The sequence below is a fragment of the Streptococcus sp. HMSC064H09 genome (genome assembly GCF_001812625.1).
Classification (GTDB): Bacteria; Bacillota; Bacilli; order Lactobacillales; family Streptococcaceae; genus Streptococcus.
Window position 1 is genome coordinate 36,581 of sequence record NZ_KV809579.1, and the last position, 17,560, is coordinate 54,140.

Sequence of the window (17,560 nt, forward strand, 5' to 3'; positions counted from 1 at the left end):
GGAAAATTATACCCTGGAGAGGACCAAATTGGTTCTCTCCTTTTAAATATTGAAAAAACCATTGGCAGTGGACATACTTTAAGACTATATATTTCTGAAACTAGTTTCACAATACAAATATTGACATGCAATTATTAATTGGTGGATTTTAAGTTGACATCTACAAAGTTTAATGTTAAAATACATTCAAAAATATATTTGAATGAGGTGCTTTATGGTTCAAAATGTTGTTACTTCAATAATCCTGTATTCTGGGACAGCCGTAGACTTACTTATTATCCTAATGTTATTTTTTGCCAAAAGAAAAAGCAGAAAGGACATCATTAACATCTATTTAGGACAATTTCTAGGCTCTGTTAGTCTAATATTCCTAAGTTTGCTTTTTGCATTTGTCTTGAATTATATTCCTAGTAAAGAGATTTTAGGTTTACTCGGTTTGATTCCAATTTTCCTAGGCCTCAAAGTTTTGCTTTTAGGAGATTCTGATGGAGAAGCTATTGCAAAAGATGGTTTGCGAAAAGACAATAAAAACCTGATTTTTCTAGTCGCTATGATTACTTTTGCAAGTTGTGGCGCTGACAATATTGGTGTCTTTGTCCCATATTTTACCACCTTAAATTTAGCGAATTTGATAGTGACTTTACTTACTTTTCTAGTCATGATTTATCTCTTGGTTTTTTCTGCCCAAAAATTAGCACAAGTCCCTTCTGTTGGAGAAACTTTGGAAAAATATAGCAGATGGTTTATTGCCGTTGTCTATTTAGGATTGGGGATGTATATCCTGATTGAAAACAACAGCTTTGACATGCTATGGGCTGTGTTAGGCTAGGAGAAAAAATTATGAAAAAAGATAGTATCTGTCAAGTGGATGTTATTAATCAACAAAATGTTACAACCGCAACGAACTACCTTGAAAAGGAAAAAGTCCAAAAATCACTTCGCATTTTATCAAAATTTACCGATAATAAACAGATAAATATCATCTTTTATCTCCTTGCTGTTGAAGAACTCTGTGTCTGTGATATAGCCTGTTTACTAAATCTCAGTATGGCATCTGCCTCCCACCATCTTCGTAAACTAGCCAATCAAAACATCTTGGATACTAGAAGAGAGGGGAAAATTATATATTATTTTATAAAAGATGAGGAAATCAGAGATTTTTTTAATCAACTAGGATAACAACTATTTTTACTACTTTTCCATGATTATAGGGAGATTATAATCGTTGTTGTTTCAACGGTAGCAAACTGGTTTTTACATAAAGTAATTGATAAACCCAATATAGATCAGAAAGAATTACTTGAAGCTACCGCACAATATAGAAAGTTATTGATACCTGACCTAATAATTAAAGGAGTGGGATTGATTCTATCCTTAATTGTCTATCCTCCGATTATGATGTATAGTGTTTTAATTGCGGCATTTTATATCATAACTTTAAAAACACTATCTGAAAAAAGAGTGAATAACTAAAAAAATGGTGATCAAAGTTAGGTGTATTATTTTAATGCTTACAGACCTAAACTATTCCCCTATTTATAATCTATTGATTCATATTTTATGAAATTAATCAGTAGATATCGTTCTGAAAAGCCTTGATAATACGCTGTTTTTAGTCCAACTGAAACCCATACTTTCCAAACCAGGTCTTAAGAAAGCTCGTAAAGCTTCACAATTCTCAAAACGTTAATTCGTTACTGGACAGCAGAGTACAAACGAAAACACTTTGCAGCTTGCAAGGTGTTTTTTTGTATAGATTTCTGAAAAGTGTTCAAAATCTTACTAGAGTTTTGTCTTCATCTTGAAATTCTTATAACAATGTGATATATTTATAACAGACAAGGTGTGATATATTTATAACATATTAAAAAGAGGTGACTGAAATGAAAATGTCGAAGAACTTAAAGATAATCCTTTATATCGCTAGCGTGCTTATTGTTGTATGTTTAGTATTATTTCTGGGGAATCACCTACCGATTCTAGCGAAAGGTGCTATTATGACGACGGCTTGGCTTCCTTCGTATTTGGTTTGTACGATGGTATCGGTCCTCTCAAAATCAACCTATCAAAAGAAAGAAAAAAACATGTTTGGGATTACTGCAAAATTATATACAGTGCTTGTACTTCTCTCGTCCTCGATCTATACTATTGGAGTTTGGCTGCTAACTCCTGGTTCTTTGATTAAGAATATAATGTTAGGAATTGGATTAAGTATTCAATTGTTATTAATGTTTTACTTCTTATTCAAGAGAATTAATGAAGAACCCGATGAACGATTTTATAGAAATATTGCAAAGTCCTCTTCCATTTTGTTTACAATAGCAATCTTTATATTATTGGGAATGGCAACCTTGATAGCTGTCTGTAAAGTTTTCGTTTTGAATGCTGGATTCCTTTATATTTTGGTGGCTTTTTTACTCTTATTATTTGCCATTACTTACTTTATCACTGAAAAAAGGGGATGAAATATGGCGAAAGAAAGTAAAATAAAGACTAACTTGAAAGAAGTAAGGGAAGCTTATGGTATGACTCAACAAGATTTAGCAGATCAAGTAGGAATACGGAGAGAAACGATTGTTCACTTGGAAAATAACCGCTACAACCCTTCGTTGGAAATGGCTTTAAAAATAGCACAAGTCTTTAATAAACAAGTAGAAGAACTATTTCGTCTGAAATAAGAGAAGTAAAACAATCCAATTGATTTGTGTATCAGTTTTTGGAAACTTGTTATTCTGAGACGAGGTCTTGGTAAGAGGGAGTAGTTTCAAAGGAGTTATTTTTGACTACATCTTAGTTAAAACGCTTTCAAAAATAAGATAATAGTTTATTTTTCAAGCATTTTAACCCAATAATAGAACTTTTTAGGTCGAAATGCTCTCAAAAATGCTAATGTTTCTCTAATCTATTCACTTTTGAGATCTTGCATATTATGTAGTTATCATACAAAAATGATAAAAGTGAATGAATACATTTATTTGAAAGATAATATTGTTATATACTTCAAACATATTATCAGTAAGAGGGTTTTATACGTCTATTAAATATCTTTTGATTTTTAGCCATAAAACCTCACATAATAATGAATGTATATTTTACAAATTATGCTTTTATATATGATTTAAATATGTATTTAAACTTAGCAAAGGACATAATAAATTACCTAAAATAACATTAAAATTAAAAATGATTAATTATTACTATTTGGTAACACACCTCAAAAAACCTTTGTTTGTAGGAATTGTAGGATATATTAAAAATTTAAAAAAGTTTTTAAAATTTGTTGACATATCTCTAGATAGTGTTATAATCTATAGATGTCAGGGAGGTCCTGATACTAAATATATAATAATCCATTAGAGGAGAAACAATTATGAAAAAAGTATTGCTTACATCAGCTGCAGTTCTTGCAGTATTCGCTTCATCAGCAGCAGTTTTCGCTAACGACGGTAACGTTCACACTGGAAACCTTGATAACAAAACTGAAGCAACTGGTGGTGACTTCTTCACAAACAACGAAGGTGGTCTTACTCAAGCTGCTAAAGATGGTCTTAACAACGTTGACGCAGATTCAACTAAACAAAAATTTGAAGATGCTGGTGAACACATCGAACCAAAACGTGATGCTAACGGAAACATCATCAAAGATGAGTTTGTAGTTACTGATAAAGCTAACGCTAACAAAGACGCTAAAGAAGAAGCTAAAGCTGTTAAAGCTGCAGAAAAGAAAGCTCCAGCAGCTAAAGCTGAAGCTAAAGCTCTTCCAAACACAGCAGCTGTTAAATAATTAACTGCTATTGCTAAAAAGAATATCACTGGGGCTAGAGCTTCGGTGATATTTTTCTATGGATAAAGAAAAGGATTTGACATTTCATGAGTAATCATAATCGTAAATCTACTGGATCTCGCAAAAAACTGATTGCTGGGATTTCAGCCTTAGTCATTGCTGCTTTGGCTATCTTCCTTGGCTTCCAGTTTATGTCTCCGACAGCATCGTCCTCTAATGGTGTTAAGAGTGTTTTAACGACTAAAAAAGCAAACACTTATAAAGTTTCAGATGAGGAGAAAGCCTACCTCAAAAATAAATTTGATGGTCTTGAGGCGACAAACCCTGATACTATCGCTTATGTCTATGCACCAGGGACTAAATTGGATGAGCCAGTTGTTCAAACAACGGACAATTCAACCTACTTAGATAAAACATTTGATGGAGGAAACGTTCCATATTTGGGAACGGTCTTCATGGATACAGACAATAAGAAAGATTTCAGCGATCGTTTGACTTGGCTCTTCGGTCATGCTCGAGGAAGTAAGGTTGCTGATAGTCGTATGTTCAACGATGTTAACTACTATAGTGATCAGTCGTTCTTTGATAAACACAAATATGTTGTTATTGAGACGCCTCAACGTAAGTATTATTATGAAGCACTTGCTATGGTAATTGTGCCTGAAGACACAGCTTTCTATCGTACATCATTTGAAAGTGATAAAGACTTTAAACAACAGTTGGATATCATCTATGATCAAGCAAGTGTTAAAAACAAGGATTTGAAGGTTAATGCTTCGGATAAATACCTCGTTCTTTCGACTTGTCGTGAGGAAGATGAAACGATTCGTGCTAATCTCTACTTGCGTCAAATTCCAGACTCTGAAATGTCTGATTTTGTAGCTAAACATGGTAAAGATTTGGAATACACACCAACACGTTAATTATTAACAGAACTCTACTTCGTATGAAGTAGAGTTTTTATCTTGTCTAAGAAAACAGATGCTTTCAATCGTCATGGAATTGAGATGTAACCGTTTATTAATCTTTTTTATCATCAATGGATAAGTTTTTTTGGTACACTAGAAGTATGAAAAAGGAGAGTATTATGAAACAGAGCCAGGCTAAAAAGCGTGACAATGCGATGACTAATAAGATTTTGATGGGGTTGATTGCTCTCGTCTTAGGTTTGCTTTTTCTTGAGATTTTAATTGTTCATAGTAAGAACGAACAGCAAAAGAATGCCTCGAACCAGGTACAGACAGCACGTATCATGGCTAATGGGGACTTGCTCTATCATGACGGTCTCTATATGAGTGCCCTTCAGTCAGATGGTAGCTATGATTTCACGGAGAATTTTACTTATGTGAAGCCGTGGTTACAGCAGGCTGATTTGGTCTTGGGTGATTTTGAGGGAACGATTAACCCTGATTATCCTTTGTCAGGCTATCCTCTGTTTAATGCTCCTCAATCAGTGACAGCAGCTATCAAGGATGCTGGCTATGATGTTATGGATTTGGCTCATAATCATATCTTGGATTCTGGCTTAGAGGGAGCTTTTACAACGGCTGATGCTTTTAAAAAAGTGGGAATTGATCCTATTGGTGTTTACGAAAAGCCGGTGCGAGACAAGGCGCCACTGCTCATCAAGAATGTTAATGGTATCAAAGTTGCAATACTTTCCTATGCTTATGGTTACAATGGTCTAGAGTCGAACTTGACGGATAAAGAGGTTGCAGACCACTTATCGAATTTGGATGAAAAACGTATGAAAGCCGAGATTCAGCGTGCCGAAAAAGAAGCAGATATCACGGTTATCATGCCTCAGATGGGTGTTGAATATCGTTTGGAACCGACAGATGAACAGGTTAAACTCTATCATAAGATGATTGATTGGGGTGCTGATATTATCTTTGGAGGTCATCCTCATGTGGTAGAGCCTTCTGAGGTGGTTAAAAAAGATGGACAGCAAAAACTTATTATTTACTCAATGGGGAATTTCATTTCTAACCAACGTATAGAGACAATGGATGGTGTGGATAGCGCAGAGTGGACAGAGAGGGGTGTCTTAATGGATGTCACCCTTGAGAAAAAGAATGGTCAAACCACGATTAAGACTGCTCAAGCACATCCGACTTGGGTTAACCGTACGCCTAAAGGAACGAGTTCGCCAGAGGGATACCCTTTGTATACTTACCAAACTTATATTTTAGAGGATTTCATTAAAGGTGGTAAATATAGAAATAAACTAGATGAAGAAACCAAAGAGCGTATAGATACTGCTTATAAAGAAATGAATGCCCATGTTAATTTAAAATGGAAATAAAGCTAAGATATCGCCTGAATTTGGCGATATTTTTTTGTTTATCGACAAGTTACCCACAGACTTTTCCACACCTGTGGATAAGTCTGTTGATAGTGTTGAATCTTGATTTTTCAAGGTTTAAAAAGAAGGAAATTATTTAGGTTGTGAACAAGTTTATCCACAAGTAGTTGGGTCAGAGAGAGGATATTTTTATAAACGATATTAGTTAAATTCCTCGGAAACATTCGTCTTTTTCAAGAAAAAATATGCAAATTTCATAAAAAATAGCATTTTTAATCAAAATATGCTAAAATTATACAAAATAAAATGATGGAGGCTTCTCATGAAAGCGATTATTACAGTTGTAGGTAAGGACAAATCAGGTATTGTTGCGGGTGTTGCGACTAAGGTGGCAGAACTTGGCTTGAATATTGATGATATTTCTCAAACAGTTCTTGATGAATTCTTTACCATGATGGCGGTTGTATCATCAGAAGACAAACAAGATTTTACACACCTACGTGCTGAATTGGAAGCCTTTGGTGAGTCATTGAACGTTAAAATCAACATCCAAAGTTCAGCAATTTTTGATGCTATGCACAACTTGTAAGATAGGAGTAGCTTAAAATGGATATTAAACAGGTCACAGAAACCATTGCCATGATTGAGGAGCAGAACTTTGATGTTCGTACCATTACCATGGGGATTTCACTCCTAGACTGTATCGATTCAGATATCGATAAGGCGGCGGAAAAAGTCTATAACAAGATTGTATCTAAGGCTAAGAATTTGGTAGCTGTTGGTGACGAGATTGCGGCTGAACTTGGTATTCCGATTGTTAATAAACGTGTGTCTGTTACTCCGATCTCAATCATCGGTGCGGCAACAGATGCTACAGACTATGTACCTTTTGCGAAGGCGCTTGACCGAGCAGCTAAGGAAATCGGCGTGAACTTTATTGGTGGTTTCTCTGCGCTCGTTCAGAAGGGCTACCAAAAAGGTGATGAAATTCTTATTAATTCTATTCCACGTGCGCTTGCAGAGACTGATTTTGTCTGTTCGTCTGTCAACATTGGTTCAACAAAGACCGGTATTAACATGACAGCAGTACGTGACATGGGACGTATCATCAAAGAGGCTTCTCAGGCAGATCCAATGGGTCCAGGTAAATTGGTTGTCTTTGCCAATGCGGTTGAAGATAATCCATTTATGGCAGGTGCTTTCCACGGTGTTGGTGAGGCTGATGTTGTAATCAATGTTGGGGTTTCAGGTCCTGGTGTTGTGCAACGTGCAGTTGAGAAAGTTCCAGGCGAAAGTTTCGATGTTTTAGCTGAAACAGTTAAGAAGACTGCCTTCAAAATCACACGTGTTGGTCAGTTGGTTGGTCAAATGGCCAGTGAACGTCTTGGTGTCGAGTTCGGTATTGTGGATTTGTCTCTTGCGCCAACACCAGCAGTTGGTGATTCAGTAGCCCGTGTCCTTGAAGCGATGGGTCTTGAAGTTGTTGGTACACATGGTACTACTGCAGCTCTAGCCCTTCTTAATGACCAAGTTAAAAAAGGTGGTATCATGGCATGTAACCAAGTTGGTGGTTTGTCAGGTGCCTTTATTCCAGTTTCTGAAGATGAGGGTATGATTGCGGCTGTTAAATCTGGTCATATCAACCTTGAAAAATTGGAAGCTATGACAGCCATCTGTTCTGTTGGTCTAGACATGATTGCTATTCCTGCTGATACGCCAGATACTACAATCGCGGCCATGATTGCTGATGAAGCGGCTATCGGTGTTATTAACCAGAAAACAACAGCTGTTCGTATTATTCCTTATGGTAAGGAAGGTGACATGCTGGAACTTGGAGGTCTTCTTGGGTATGCACCGGTAATGAAGGTAAACAAAGCTTCATCGGCTGACTTCATTGCGCGTGGTGGTCAAATCCCAGCTCCTGTTCACAGCTTTAAAAACTAAACGGATGATAAATGCTTTGCCAATTGGTAAGGCATTTTCTGATGGTCTCGCTGGCTAGATAGTCGAGGGGATTTGTGCTATAATGAATTCAAAAATGACGGAAAGAAGGGGCACTATGAGTAAGGTTAAGTTGTATATTGCAAGACACGGCAAAACCATGTTTAACACCATTGGTCGTGCACAAGGTTGGTCTGATAGCCCTTTGACCCCATTCGGTGAAGAAGGTATTCGTGAATTGGGGGTAGGTCTGAAAGCAGCAGGTATTCCTTTTAAAGCTGCATATTCTAGTGATTCAGGTCGAACGATTCAAACTATGGATATCATTTTGCGTGAGACGGGTTTAGAAACTATTCCCTATAAACGTGACAAACGTATTCGTGAGTGGTGTTTTGGTAGTTTAGATGGTGGCTATGATGGTGAACTTTTCTACGGTGTGCTACCGAGAACAGATGCTTTTCAAGGTAAGGATTTGCATGAGGTAACTTATCCTGAACTTGCACAAGGTATCCTTGATGTGGATACGGCTGGTTGGGCAGAGTCTTGGGAAGTGCTCAGAAAACGTATTTTAGAAGGGTTTACAGCTATTGCTGAGGATCTTGATAGGTCTGGTGGTGGTAATGCTATCGTTGTTAGTCACGGTATGACCATTGCAACCTTTGCTTGGTTAATTGATCCTTCTGTCGAGCATCCTTCATTGGACAACGGTTCGGTTACTGTTGTTGCTTATGAAAATGGTAAATTTACATTAGAAGCACTTGGCGATATGACTTATCGTCAGGTTGGGCGAGAGATAATAGAAAAAGAAAATGGTAAAAAATAACTATCCAAGTCGCCGTCAGGCGAAAAAGCAAACCAACTGGTTTTTGGTTATCAGTAGTGTCTTGATTGCAGTCCTTTTAGTTGCAGCAGGACTTTATTCTGTATTTGGTGTCAGTCGTACGGTTCAACAAACCAATGGATCGTCGGTAATGAAAAGTAGTAAGCAAGCTACCGATGCGACTCGAAGCAAGGATGCAAAGGGACTACCTGATGTATCGCCTAAAGACTGGCAATTGCTTTTGGTAAATCGAGATAATAAGTCTAAAGAACTTAACCCTGAGATTGCTGATGTCGATGGTGTTTCTGTAGATGCGAGAATTGCTAAGAATGTTAAGGAGTTTTTAGCAGCTGCTCAAGAAATTGATCCAAGTTATCACTTGATATCCGGTTATCGTAGTGTTGCTTATCAGACAGAACTTTATAACAGTTATGTTCAGCAGGAAATGGCTGCTGACCCAAGTTTGACGGAGTCTCAGGCGGAGAAAAAGGTTCAAACCTATTCACAACCACCAGGAGCGAGTGAACACCAGACGGGTCTTGCGATTGATATGAGTACTGTAGATAGCTTAAATGAAGCAGATCCAGATACAGTAGCTAAAGTTAAAGAGTTGGCGCCGAAATATGGCTTTGTTCTTCGTTTTCCAGATGGTAAAACATCATCAACTGGTGTAGGTTACGAGGATTGGCATTTCCGCTATGTTGGTAAAGAGTCAGCAGAGTATATGGCTGAACATAATCTTACTTTGGAGGAGTATTTGGCATTATTAAAGGAGAAAGCTAAGTGAGACGACGTTTTAAACTAAAAGCCTTCATAACCTTAGTTGCTGTTTTCGCTTTAGGTATTGTCTTACCTTTGATTCTTCATGCCTCTACAGATGATAATGCTCGTTCGGTAAAGGTTGCTTACACGCAGCAAGAGTTTATTGAGACCTTAGCTCCAACAGCTCAAAAGATGTCCAAAAACTATGGTGTGCCAGCGTCAATTCTCCTTAGCCAAGCTGCATATGAGTCGAATTATGGTAGCAGTCTTTTATCTGTTAAATACCATAACATCTACAGTCTGGTAGCTCAGCCGGGTCAAGAACGTATTCGTTTAAAGGATAGTATCTACAGTAAAGGGAAATGGCAATACCAAAAGGTGGATTTTGCAGTTTTTAAGGATTGGTCAAGTTCTATGATGACTTATTTAGAAGAACTTCGCCAAGGAACGTGGGGCGAGTCGACCTATAAAGAGGTGGCAGGAACGACTAGTTATAAAGTTGCGGCAGAAAAACTACAAGCTGCGGGTTTTAGCAGTGATCCAGATTACGCCAAACACCTCATATCTATTATTGAGACCTATCATTTGTCAAAATATGATCGATAAGATTAGAGTACCTCGGAGGTGCTCTTTTTTGCTTCTCTAGGTCTTGAGATGTATTTTTAGCACTCTCTCAAAAAGAGTGCTAATTTTTTGGTTTTTTGGGTTGACATGTTCAAGTTTAGGTGTATAATAGAATCATAAGTTAGCAGTCGGCGTATTAGAGTGCTAACAAATAGAAATGAGGTGACATCGTGATTACGCAAAGGCAAAACACTATTTTGAATTTGATAGTTGAGATGTTCACTCGTACACATGAACCGGTTGGTTCTAAAGCGTTACAAGAATCAATTGATTCGAGTTCAGCGACCATTCGTAATGACATGGCCAAGCTAGAAAAGATGGGCTATCTTGAAAAAGCTCATACTTCTAGTGGGCGTATGCCAAGCCGAGCAGGTTTCCAGTATTTCGTCGCTAATTCTTTGAATCTTGATACGATTGATGAACAAGATGTTTATCAAGTGGTTAAAGCTTTCGACTTTGAAGCTTTTAAACTTGAAGATATCTTGGATGCAGCGGCAAAGCTGCTGGCAGAAATGACAGGATGCACAGCAGTGATTCAAGATGTGGAACCGACACGACAACGTCTGACTGGATTTGACATTGTTCATCTATCCAATCACGACGCTTTAGCGGTTCTTACTCTAGATGAATCTAAGCCTGTGACAGTTCAGTTTGCTATTCCAAAGAATTTCTTGTCTAGTGATTTGGAAATTCTTCATAAGCTTGTTCAAGAACGTTTTTTGGGAAACACTGTCTTAGATATCCATTACCGATTGAGAACAGAGATTCCTCAGATTGTGCAGAAGTATTTCAAGATAACAGATAATGTTCTAGATTTGTTTGATTATATCTTTTCACAACTTTTTAAGGAATTGATTTTCATCGAAGGTAAGGTTGCATCACTGACTTATGCCGACTTAAAAACCTATCAATTTTTGGACAATCCACAACATGTGGCACTTGAGCTTCGATCAGCTATCTCCGATGATGAAGTGACCAAGATTTCGGTTGCAGAATCAACTGAAGAAGCGCTTGAAAATGTCACAGTTATGAGTCATAAATTCCTGATTCCTTATCGTGGGATGGCGCTCATGCATGTGATTGGCCCAGTTGAAATGGATTATCGTCGCATGGTTAGTTTGGTCAATGTTATTAGTAGAGTTTTGGTTATGAAGTTGACGGATTATTACCGTTACCTCAATAGTAACCATTATGAAGTTAGCTAAGATATAACATTTAAAAAGTATAGAAAGAGGTGTATGCCTTGACTGAAGATATTAAAAAAGAAGAAGTGAAAGAAGAGGAAGCTACTGAGACAACTGAAGAAGTTGTAGAGGAAGTAAGCGAACCTTCTGAACTTGAAGAAGCCCAAGCGCGTGCCGAAGAATTTGAAAACAAATACCTTCGTGCCCATGCAGAAATGCAAAACATTCAGCGCCGTTCTAATGAAGAACGTCAACAATTACAAAAGTATCGTAGCCAAGATTTGGCAAAAGCAATTTTGCCATCACTTGATAACCTTGAACGTGCTCTTGCCGTTGAGGGCTTGACTGATGATGTCAAAAAAGGTTTGGAAATGGTGCAAGAAAGTTTAGTGCATGCTCTTAAAGAGGAAGGGATTGAAGAAATTCCAGCAGATGGTGATTTCGATCATAACTTCCACATGGCTATTCAAACAATGCCTGCAGATGATGAACATCCAGCAGATACGATTGCACAAGTTTTCCAAAAAGGGTATAAACTCCACGAACGCGTCTTACGCCCAGCTATGGTAGTTGTATATAATTAATTGAAAACTTGTCCGAAATGACAGAAAACTATGAATGAAAGATAAAAAAGCAAAATAGAAATTAAGTAAAAAGGGGAAAAACATATGTCTAAAATCATTGGTATTGACTTAGGTACAACAAACTCAGCAGTAGCAGTTCTTGAAGGAACTGAATCAAAAATCATCGCAAACCCAGAAGGAAACCGCACAACTCCATCTGTTGTGTCATTCAAAAATGGTGAAATCATCGTTGGTGACGCTGCAAAACGTCAAGCAGTAACAAACCCAGATACCATCATCTCTATCAAATCTAAGATGGGTACTTCTGAAAAAGTTTCTGCAAACGGTAAAGAATACACACCGCAAGAGATTTCAGCTATGATTCTTCAATACTTGAAAGGTTATGCTGAAGATTACCTTGGTGAAAAAGTAACTAAAGCAGTTATCACAGTTCCTGCTTACTTCAACGATGCTCAACGTCAAGCAACTAAAGACGCTGGTAAAATTGCTGGTCTTGAAGTAGAACGTATCGTCAACGAACCAACAGCAGCAGCTCTTGCTTATGGTTTGGATAAGACTGATAAAGAAGAAAAAATCTTGGTATTCGACCTTGGTGGTGGTACATTCGACGTATCTATCCTTGAACTTGGTGACGGTGTCTTTGACGTATTGGCAACTGCAGGGGATAACAAACTCGGTGGTGATGACTTTGACCAAAAAATCATCGACCACATGGTTGAAGAGTTCAAGAAAGAAAATGGTATCGACTTGTCAACAGACAAGATGGCTCTTCAACGTTTGAAAGACGCAGCTGAAAAAGCGAAGAAAGACCTTTCTGGTGTCACTTCAACACAAATCAGCTTGCCATTCATCACTGCTGGTGAGGCTGGACCTCTTCACTTGGAAATGACATTGACTCGTGCGAAATTCGATGATTTGACTCGTGATCTTGTAGAACGTACGAAAACTCCAGTTCGTCAAGCCCTTTCAGATGCAGGTTTGAGCTTGTCAGATATTGACGAAGTTATCCTTGTCGGTGGTTCAACTCGTATCCCTGCCGTTGTAGAAGCTGTTAAAGCTGAAACTGGTAAAGAACCAAACAAATCAGTTAACCCTGATGAAGTAGTTGCCATGGGTGCTGCTATCCAAGGTGGTGTTATTACTGGTGATGTCAAAGACGTTGTCCTTCTTGACGTAACTCCATTGTCACTTGGTATCGAAACAATGGGTGGAGTCTTCACAAAACTCATCGACCGCAACACTACTATTCCAACATCTAAATCACAAGTCTTCTCAACTGCAGCAGACAACCAACCAGCCGTTGATATCCACGTTCTTCAAGGGGAACGCCCAATGGCAGCAGATAACAAGACTCTTGGACGTTTCCAATTGACTGATATCCCAGCTGCTCCTCGTGGTATCCCACAAATCGAAGTTACTTTCGATATTGATAAGAACGGTATCGTATCTGTTAAAGCTAAAGACCTTGGAACTCAAAAAGAACAAACAATTGTCATCCAATCTAACTCTGGTTTGACAGATGAAGAAATTGAAAAGATGATGAAAGATGCTGAAGCAAATGCTGAAGCAGATGCAAAACGTAAAGAAGAAGTAGATCTTCGTAACGAAGTTGACCAAGCTATCTTTGCCACTGAAAAAACAATCAAAGAAACAGAAGGTAAAGGCTTCGACACAGAACGTGATGCTGCTCAATCAGCCCTTGATGACCTTAAGAAAGCTCAAGAATCAGGCAATCTTGATGACATGAAGGCTAAATTGGAAGCTCTTAACGAAAAAGCTCAAGCTCTTGCCGTTAAACTCTACGAACAAGCTGCAGCAGCACAACAAGCTCAAGCAGGAGCAGAAGGTGCACAAACAGCAGATAACTCAGGCGACGACGTCGTAGACGGAGAGTTTACTGAAAAATAAGATGCAAAGCTCGTTAAAACCTCACAGTGAAAATAGGAGATTCGACGCAGAAACTTTAGTTTCTAGGAAGATTTCTCTTTTTCACCGAGAGGTTAGGGCGTGCTCAATTCTGACTAATTAGTAAATGATAGTAAGAAATCCAGAGGTTGCAAACCAGCCTCTGTTTTTCGCTAAAATAAGTGAAGTGAATATAAGATATATTTGTGCTTCGTATCGTAACAAATAAAATAGAAAGGAACAGAGAGAGTTCGAGAAATTGAACACGAGCGGAAAGCTTGGAAATTAGATAAACCTCCTAAGAAATCAGGATTTCTTGTCGGTTTCCTAAATTTCAGTCGCTTTCTGTTCGCTCTTAGTATCTTGTATGAACAATACCGAATATTACGATCGTCTTGGGGTATCTAAGGATGCCTCTCAAGATGAAATTAAACGTGCCTATCGTAAGATGTCTAAGAAATACCACCCAGACATTAATAAAGAACCAGGTGCGGAAGAAAAATATAAAGAGGTCCAAGAGGCCTACGAAACTCTAAGTGATGACCAAAAACGTGCAGCCTATGACCAATATGGACCAGATGGTGCGAATGGTTTTGGTGGTCAAGGAGGCTTTGGTGGCTTCGATGGTGGTGCAGGTTTTGGTGGTTTTGAGGATATCTTCTCTAGCTTCTTTGGTGGTGGTGCTACTCGTAACCCAAATGCTCCACGTCAAGGTGATGACCTTCAGTACCGTGTCAACTTAAGCTTTGAAGAGGCGATTTTTGGTGCCGAAAAAGAAGTACACTACAATCGTGAAGCGACATGTAAGACATGTTCGGGATCTGGTGCAAAACCTGGAACAAGCCCTGTAACTTGTGGTCGCTGTCATGGTCAAGGGGTTATCAATGTCGATACGCAAACACCACTTGGTATGATGCGTCGTCAAGTAACCTGTGATGTTTGTCATGGAACAGGTCAAGAAATTAAAGAGCCATGTCAAACTTGTCATGGAACAGGACATGAAAAACAAAGCCATAAAGTATCTGTTAAGATTCCAGCAGGTGTTGAAACAGGTCAACAAATCCGTCTTGCTGGTCAAGGTGAAGCTGGTTTCAATGGTGGACCTTATGGAGATCTCTTTGTAATCATCAATGTTAATCCAAGTGATAAATTTACGCGTGATGGATCAACGATTTACTATACACTTAACATTTCTTTTGTCCAAGCAGCTCTTGGTGACACTGTCGAAGTACCAACAGTTCATGGCAATGTTGAGATGACCATTCCAGCAGGAACTCAAACAGGCAAAACTTTCCGTCTAAAAGGAAAGGGTGCTCCACGTCTTCGTGGAGGTTCACAAGGAGACCAACACGTTACAGTTAAGATTGTAACTCCTACGAAGCTAAATGATGCTCAAAAAGAAGCTCTCCTTGCATTCGCCAAAGCAAGTGGTGATGAAAAGATTGTACCACAGAAAAAAGGTTTCTTTAACAAGGTAAAAGACGCTTTAGAAGATTTATAAAGGAAGGACGCTTAATGCGTCTTTTTCTTTATGACAAAAATCTGTATGGGGTCAGTTGGTGATCGACCTACTTTTTATCCTTGAAAAAATCTGATATGATAATTCTATGGTTAGATACAAAGCGACAATTTCCTATGATGGTACACTTTTCTCAGGTTTTCAAAGACAACCAAATGCACGTTCTATTCAAGAAGAGCTTGAAAAGACTCTCTTACGGTTAAATAGCGGTACACCTGTCACCGTTCATGGGGCGGGTCGGACAGATGCAGGTGTTCATGCCTATGGACAAGTTGTCCACTTCGATTTGCCCCAGGAGCGAGATCCAGAGAAGTTACGTTTCGGTTTAGATACGCAATGTCCAGATGACATTGATGTTGTTAGTATCGAACTTGTATCGGAGGAATTCCATGCACGATACAATAAACACAGTAAAACTTATGAGTTTCTAGTAGATGCAGGGCGACCTAAGAACCCCATGATGCGTAATTATGCCACCCACTATCCTTATCCTTTGAGTTTAGCTCCTATGCAGGAGGCTGCTAAGGATTTGGTCGGGACACATGATTTTACAGGCTTCACAGCTTCAGGAACTTCTGTAGAAAATAAAGAACGTACAATTACACAGGCTAGTGTATCTATCGATGAGAAAACTGGATTTTATATCTTTACTTTTTCTGGTAATGGTTTTCTCTATAAGCAAGTTAGAAATATGGTGGGTACCTTGTTAAAGATTGGCAATGGCCGCATGCCTGTTTCACAAGTGAAGACAGTGTTGGAAAGTCGTGACCGTAATCTTGCAGGACCAACAGCAGCAGGAAATGGGTTATATTTGAAGGAGATAAGATATGAGTGATGAATTGATTTTAGCGATTTCAGGGAATGATATTTTTAGTGGTGGCGGACTTCATGCAGATTTAGCGACATTTACCACAAATAAACAGCATGGATTTGTGGCTCTTACCTGTCTAACAGCTATGACTGAGAATGGTTTTGAGGTCATTCCGGTTGATACTAATGTTTTTAAACAACAACTTGACTCACTAAAAGATGTCCCCTTCTCAGCAATTAAAATTGGCTTGTTGCCTAACGTTGAGATCGCAGAATTAACGTTGGATTTTGTTAAAAATCATTCTGATATTCCAATTGTCTTGGATCCCGTTTTAGTATGTAAGGAGACTCATGACGTTGAAGTTTCTCAACTACGTGATGAATTGGTTAAATTTTTCCCTTATATCACGGTTATCACTCCGAACTTACCTGAAGTCGAACTGCTTATAGATAGAAAGGTCAAGACTCTTGATGATATGAAGCATGCGGCTAGCTATCTCAATGAATTAGGAGCTAAGACTATCGTTGTCAAAGGTGGAAACCGCTTGGATGGTAATAAAGCGATAGATGTCTTTTATGATGGAGCAGACTACAAATTGTTTGAAGAAGCTGTGTTGGATAAAAACAATACCGGTGCAGGATGTACATTTGCTTCAAGTATAGCTAGTGAATTAGTCAAAGGATGTTCAGAAATTGAAGCTGTAGCTAATGCTAAAGCCTTTGTTTTTGAATCAATTAAACAATCAAATGAATTTGGAGTAGTTCAATATGCAAAATAAGAAAACAAAAGAGCTAACATTATTAGCAATCTTAACAGCTTTATCAGTAACCTTTGGATTCGTAGCTAAAATTCCAACTCCGACAGGGCTCTTAACCTTGGTAGATGCGGGAATCTACTTCACAGCCTTCTATCTTGGGAAGAAAGAGGGGGCAATTGTGGGCGGATTGTCTGCTTTTCTGATAGATCTGCTATCATCTGCTCCGCAATGGATGTTTATCAGTTTGTTAATCCATGGTGCACAAGGTTATTTTGCTGGCTTAAAAGGGAACTATCGTATCCTAGGCCTTCTGATTGCAGCAGTTGTGATGGTGGGTGGCTATGCACTTGCTTCAGTATTTATGTATGGAACAGGAGCTTCAATCGCAGAAGTAATTCCTAATTTCTGCCAGAATGCCCTTGGCGTAGTTGTTGGATGGGTATTGTATCAAGGATTCAAAAAAGTTCAATCTAAAAAAGGTTAATAGATTTACTAAAACCCTATTGACAAGAACTAAATTGGGTGTTAGAATATAAAAGTTGTCTTAACAGACTTGCCACAAAC

General features: G+C 38.4%; 19 protein-coding genes and 1 pseudogene. All 20 read left to right on the plus strand.

All coding sequences use genetic code 11. The features are described 5' to 3' along the window. The first annotated feature begins 214 nt into the window (after nucleotides 1-214). The 20 genes and pseudogenes from HMPREF2867_RS04915 (at nucleotide 215) to HMPREF2867_RS05005 (ending at nucleotide 17,480) form a co-directional block, all read left to right on the plus strand. Nucleotides 215-829: a CadD family cadmium resistance transporter gene (locus HMPREF2867_RS04915; protein WP_045759101.1), complete on the plus strand. Its 615-nt coding sequence runs from the start codon at nucleotides 215-217 to the stop codon at nucleotides 827-829. Nucleotides 830-840: 11 nt separating this feature from the next. Continuing rightward, nucleotides 841-1,179, plus strand: a complete 339-nt coding sequence (gene cadX / locus HMPREF2867_RS04920; RefSeq protein WP_000711078.1) for a Cd(II)/Zn(II)-sensing metalloregulatory transcriptional regulator CadX — start codon at nucleotides 841-843, stop codon at nucleotides 1,177-1,179. A 39-nt stretch (nucleotides 1,180-1,218) separates the two neighbouring features. Beyond that, nucleotides 1,219-1,473 (plus strand): annotated as a pseudogene (locus tag HMPREF2867_RS11760) (hypothetical protein); the annotation flags it as partial. 410 nt (nucleotides 1,474-1,883) lie between these two features. Next, complete coding sequence (locus HMPREF2867_RS04925) at nucleotides 1,884-2,465, plus strand: hypothetical protein (protein ID WP_022496755.1); 582 nt, start codon at nucleotides 1,884-1,886, stop codon at nucleotides 2,463-2,465. Between the two features lie 3 nt (nucleotides 2,466-2,468). Next, a complete protein-coding gene (locus HMPREF2867_RS04930; protein WP_002886384.1) occupies nucleotides 2,469-2,678 on the plus strand; it encodes a helix-turn-helix transcriptional regulator in 210 nt (69 codons plus the stop codon). 692 nt (nucleotides 2,679-3,370) lie between these two features. Next, nucleotides 3,371-3,784 (plus strand): LPKTxAVK-anchored surface protein, encoded by a 414-nt coding sequence (locus HMPREF2867_RS04935; protein ID WP_002889684.1) that lies wholly within the window; start codon nucleotides 3,371-3,373, stop codon nucleotides 3,782-3,784. A gap of 86 nt (nucleotides 3,785-3,870) precedes the next feature. Further along, nucleotides 3,871-4,707 (plus strand): class B sortase, LPKTxAVK-specific, encoded by an 837-nt coding sequence (srtB, locus tag HMPREF2867_RS04940; RefSeq protein ID WP_004182180.1) that lies wholly within the window; start codon nucleotides 3,871-3,873, stop codon nucleotides 4,705-4,707. Between the two features lie 164 nt (nucleotides 4,708-4,871). Next, a complete protein-coding gene (locus HMPREF2867_RS04945) occupies nucleotides 4,872-6,089 on the plus strand; it encodes a CapA family protein (protein WP_004182155.1) in 1,218 nt (405 codons plus the stop codon). 322 nt (nucleotides 6,090-6,411) lie between these two features. After that, nucleotides 6,412-6,678: an ACT domain-containing protein gene (locus HMPREF2867_RS04950; protein WP_002886390.1), complete on the plus strand. Its 267-nt coding sequence runs from the start codon at nucleotides 6,412-6,414 to the stop codon at nucleotides 6,676-6,678. A 17-nt stretch (nucleotides 6,679-6,695) separates the two neighbouring features. Then, entirely contained in the window at nucleotides 6,696-8,033 is a 1,338-nt protein-coding gene (locus HMPREF2867_RS04955) for a PFL family protein (protein WP_070576141.1), read from the plus strand. Nucleotides 8,034-8,148: 115 nt separating this feature from the next. After that, nucleotides 8,149-8,853 (plus strand): histidine phosphatase family protein, encoded by a 705-nt coding sequence (locus HMPREF2867_RS04960; RefSeq protein ID WP_070576145.1) that lies wholly within the window; start codon nucleotides 8,149-8,151, stop codon nucleotides 8,851-8,853. Continuing rightward, on the plus strand, nucleotides 8,840-9,637 hold the full coding sequence (locus tag HMPREF2867_RS04965; RefSeq protein ID WP_002889700.1) for a M15 family metallopeptidase: 798 nt from the start codon (nucleotides 8,840-8,842) through the stop codon (nucleotides 9,635-9,637). The genes HMPREF2867_RS04960 and HMPREF2867_RS04965 overlap by 14 nt, the downstream gene beginning before the upstream one ends. Further along, nucleotides 9,634-10,218: a glycoside hydrolase family 73 protein gene (locus HMPREF2867_RS04970; RefSeq protein WP_037600237.1), complete on the plus strand. Its 585-nt coding sequence runs from the start codon at nucleotides 9,634-9,636 to the stop codon at nucleotides 10,216-10,218. The genes HMPREF2867_RS04965 and HMPREF2867_RS04970 overlap by 4 nt, the downstream gene beginning before the upstream one ends. A 188-nt stretch (nucleotides 10,219-10,406) precedes the next feature. Next, nucleotides 10,407-11,441 (plus strand): heat-inducible transcriptional repressor HrcA, encoded by a 1,035-nt coding sequence (gene hrcA, locus HMPREF2867_RS04975; RefSeq protein WP_004182170.1) that lies wholly within the window; start codon nucleotides 10,407-10,409, stop codon nucleotides 11,439-11,441. Between the two features lie 38 nt (nucleotides 11,442-11,479). Beyond that, nucleotides 11,480-12,004 (plus strand): nucleotide exchange factor GrpE, encoded by a 525-nt coding sequence (gene grpE, locus HMPREF2867_RS04980; protein WP_037598025.1) that lies wholly within the window; start codon nucleotides 11,480-11,482, stop codon nucleotides 12,002-12,004. Nucleotides 12,005-12,088: 84 nt separating this feature from the next. Next, nucleotides 12,089-13,912, plus strand: a complete 1,824-nt coding sequence (dnaK, locus tag HMPREF2867_RS04985) for a molecular chaperone DnaK (protein ID WP_002886397.1) — start codon at nucleotides 12,089-12,091, stop codon at nucleotides 13,910-13,912. 364 nt (nucleotides 13,913-14,276) lie between these two features. Further along, nucleotides 14,277-15,410, plus strand: a complete 1,134-nt coding sequence (gene dnaJ, locus HMPREF2867_RS04990) for a molecular chaperone DnaJ (RefSeq protein ID WP_070576148.1) — start codon at nucleotides 14,277-14,279, stop codon at nucleotides 15,408-15,410. Nucleotides 15,411-15,516: 106 nt separating this feature from the next. Continuing rightward, nucleotides 15,517-16,263: a tRNA pseudouridine(38-40) synthase TruA gene (gene truA / locus HMPREF2867_RS04995; RefSeq protein WP_070576151.1), complete on the plus strand. Its 747-nt coding sequence runs from the start codon at nucleotides 15,517-15,519 to the stop codon at nucleotides 16,261-16,263. Beyond that, nucleotides 16,256-17,017, plus strand: coding sequence for a bifunctional hydroxymethylpyrimidine kinase/phosphomethylpyrimidine kinase (locus HMPREF2867_RS05000; protein WP_070576154.1), 762 nt, complete (start codon nucleotides 16,256-16,258; stop codon nucleotides 17,015-17,017). The genes truA and HMPREF2867_RS05000 overlap by 8 nt, the downstream gene beginning before the upstream one ends. Next, on the plus strand, nucleotides 17,007-17,480 hold the full coding sequence (locus HMPREF2867_RS05005; protein ID WP_070576157.1) for an ECF transporter S component: 474 nt from the start codon (nucleotides 17,007-17,009) through the stop codon (nucleotides 17,478-17,480). The genes HMPREF2867_RS05000 and HMPREF2867_RS05005 overlap by 11 nt, the downstream gene beginning before the upstream one ends. Nucleotides 17,481-17,560 lie beyond the last annotated feature (80 nt).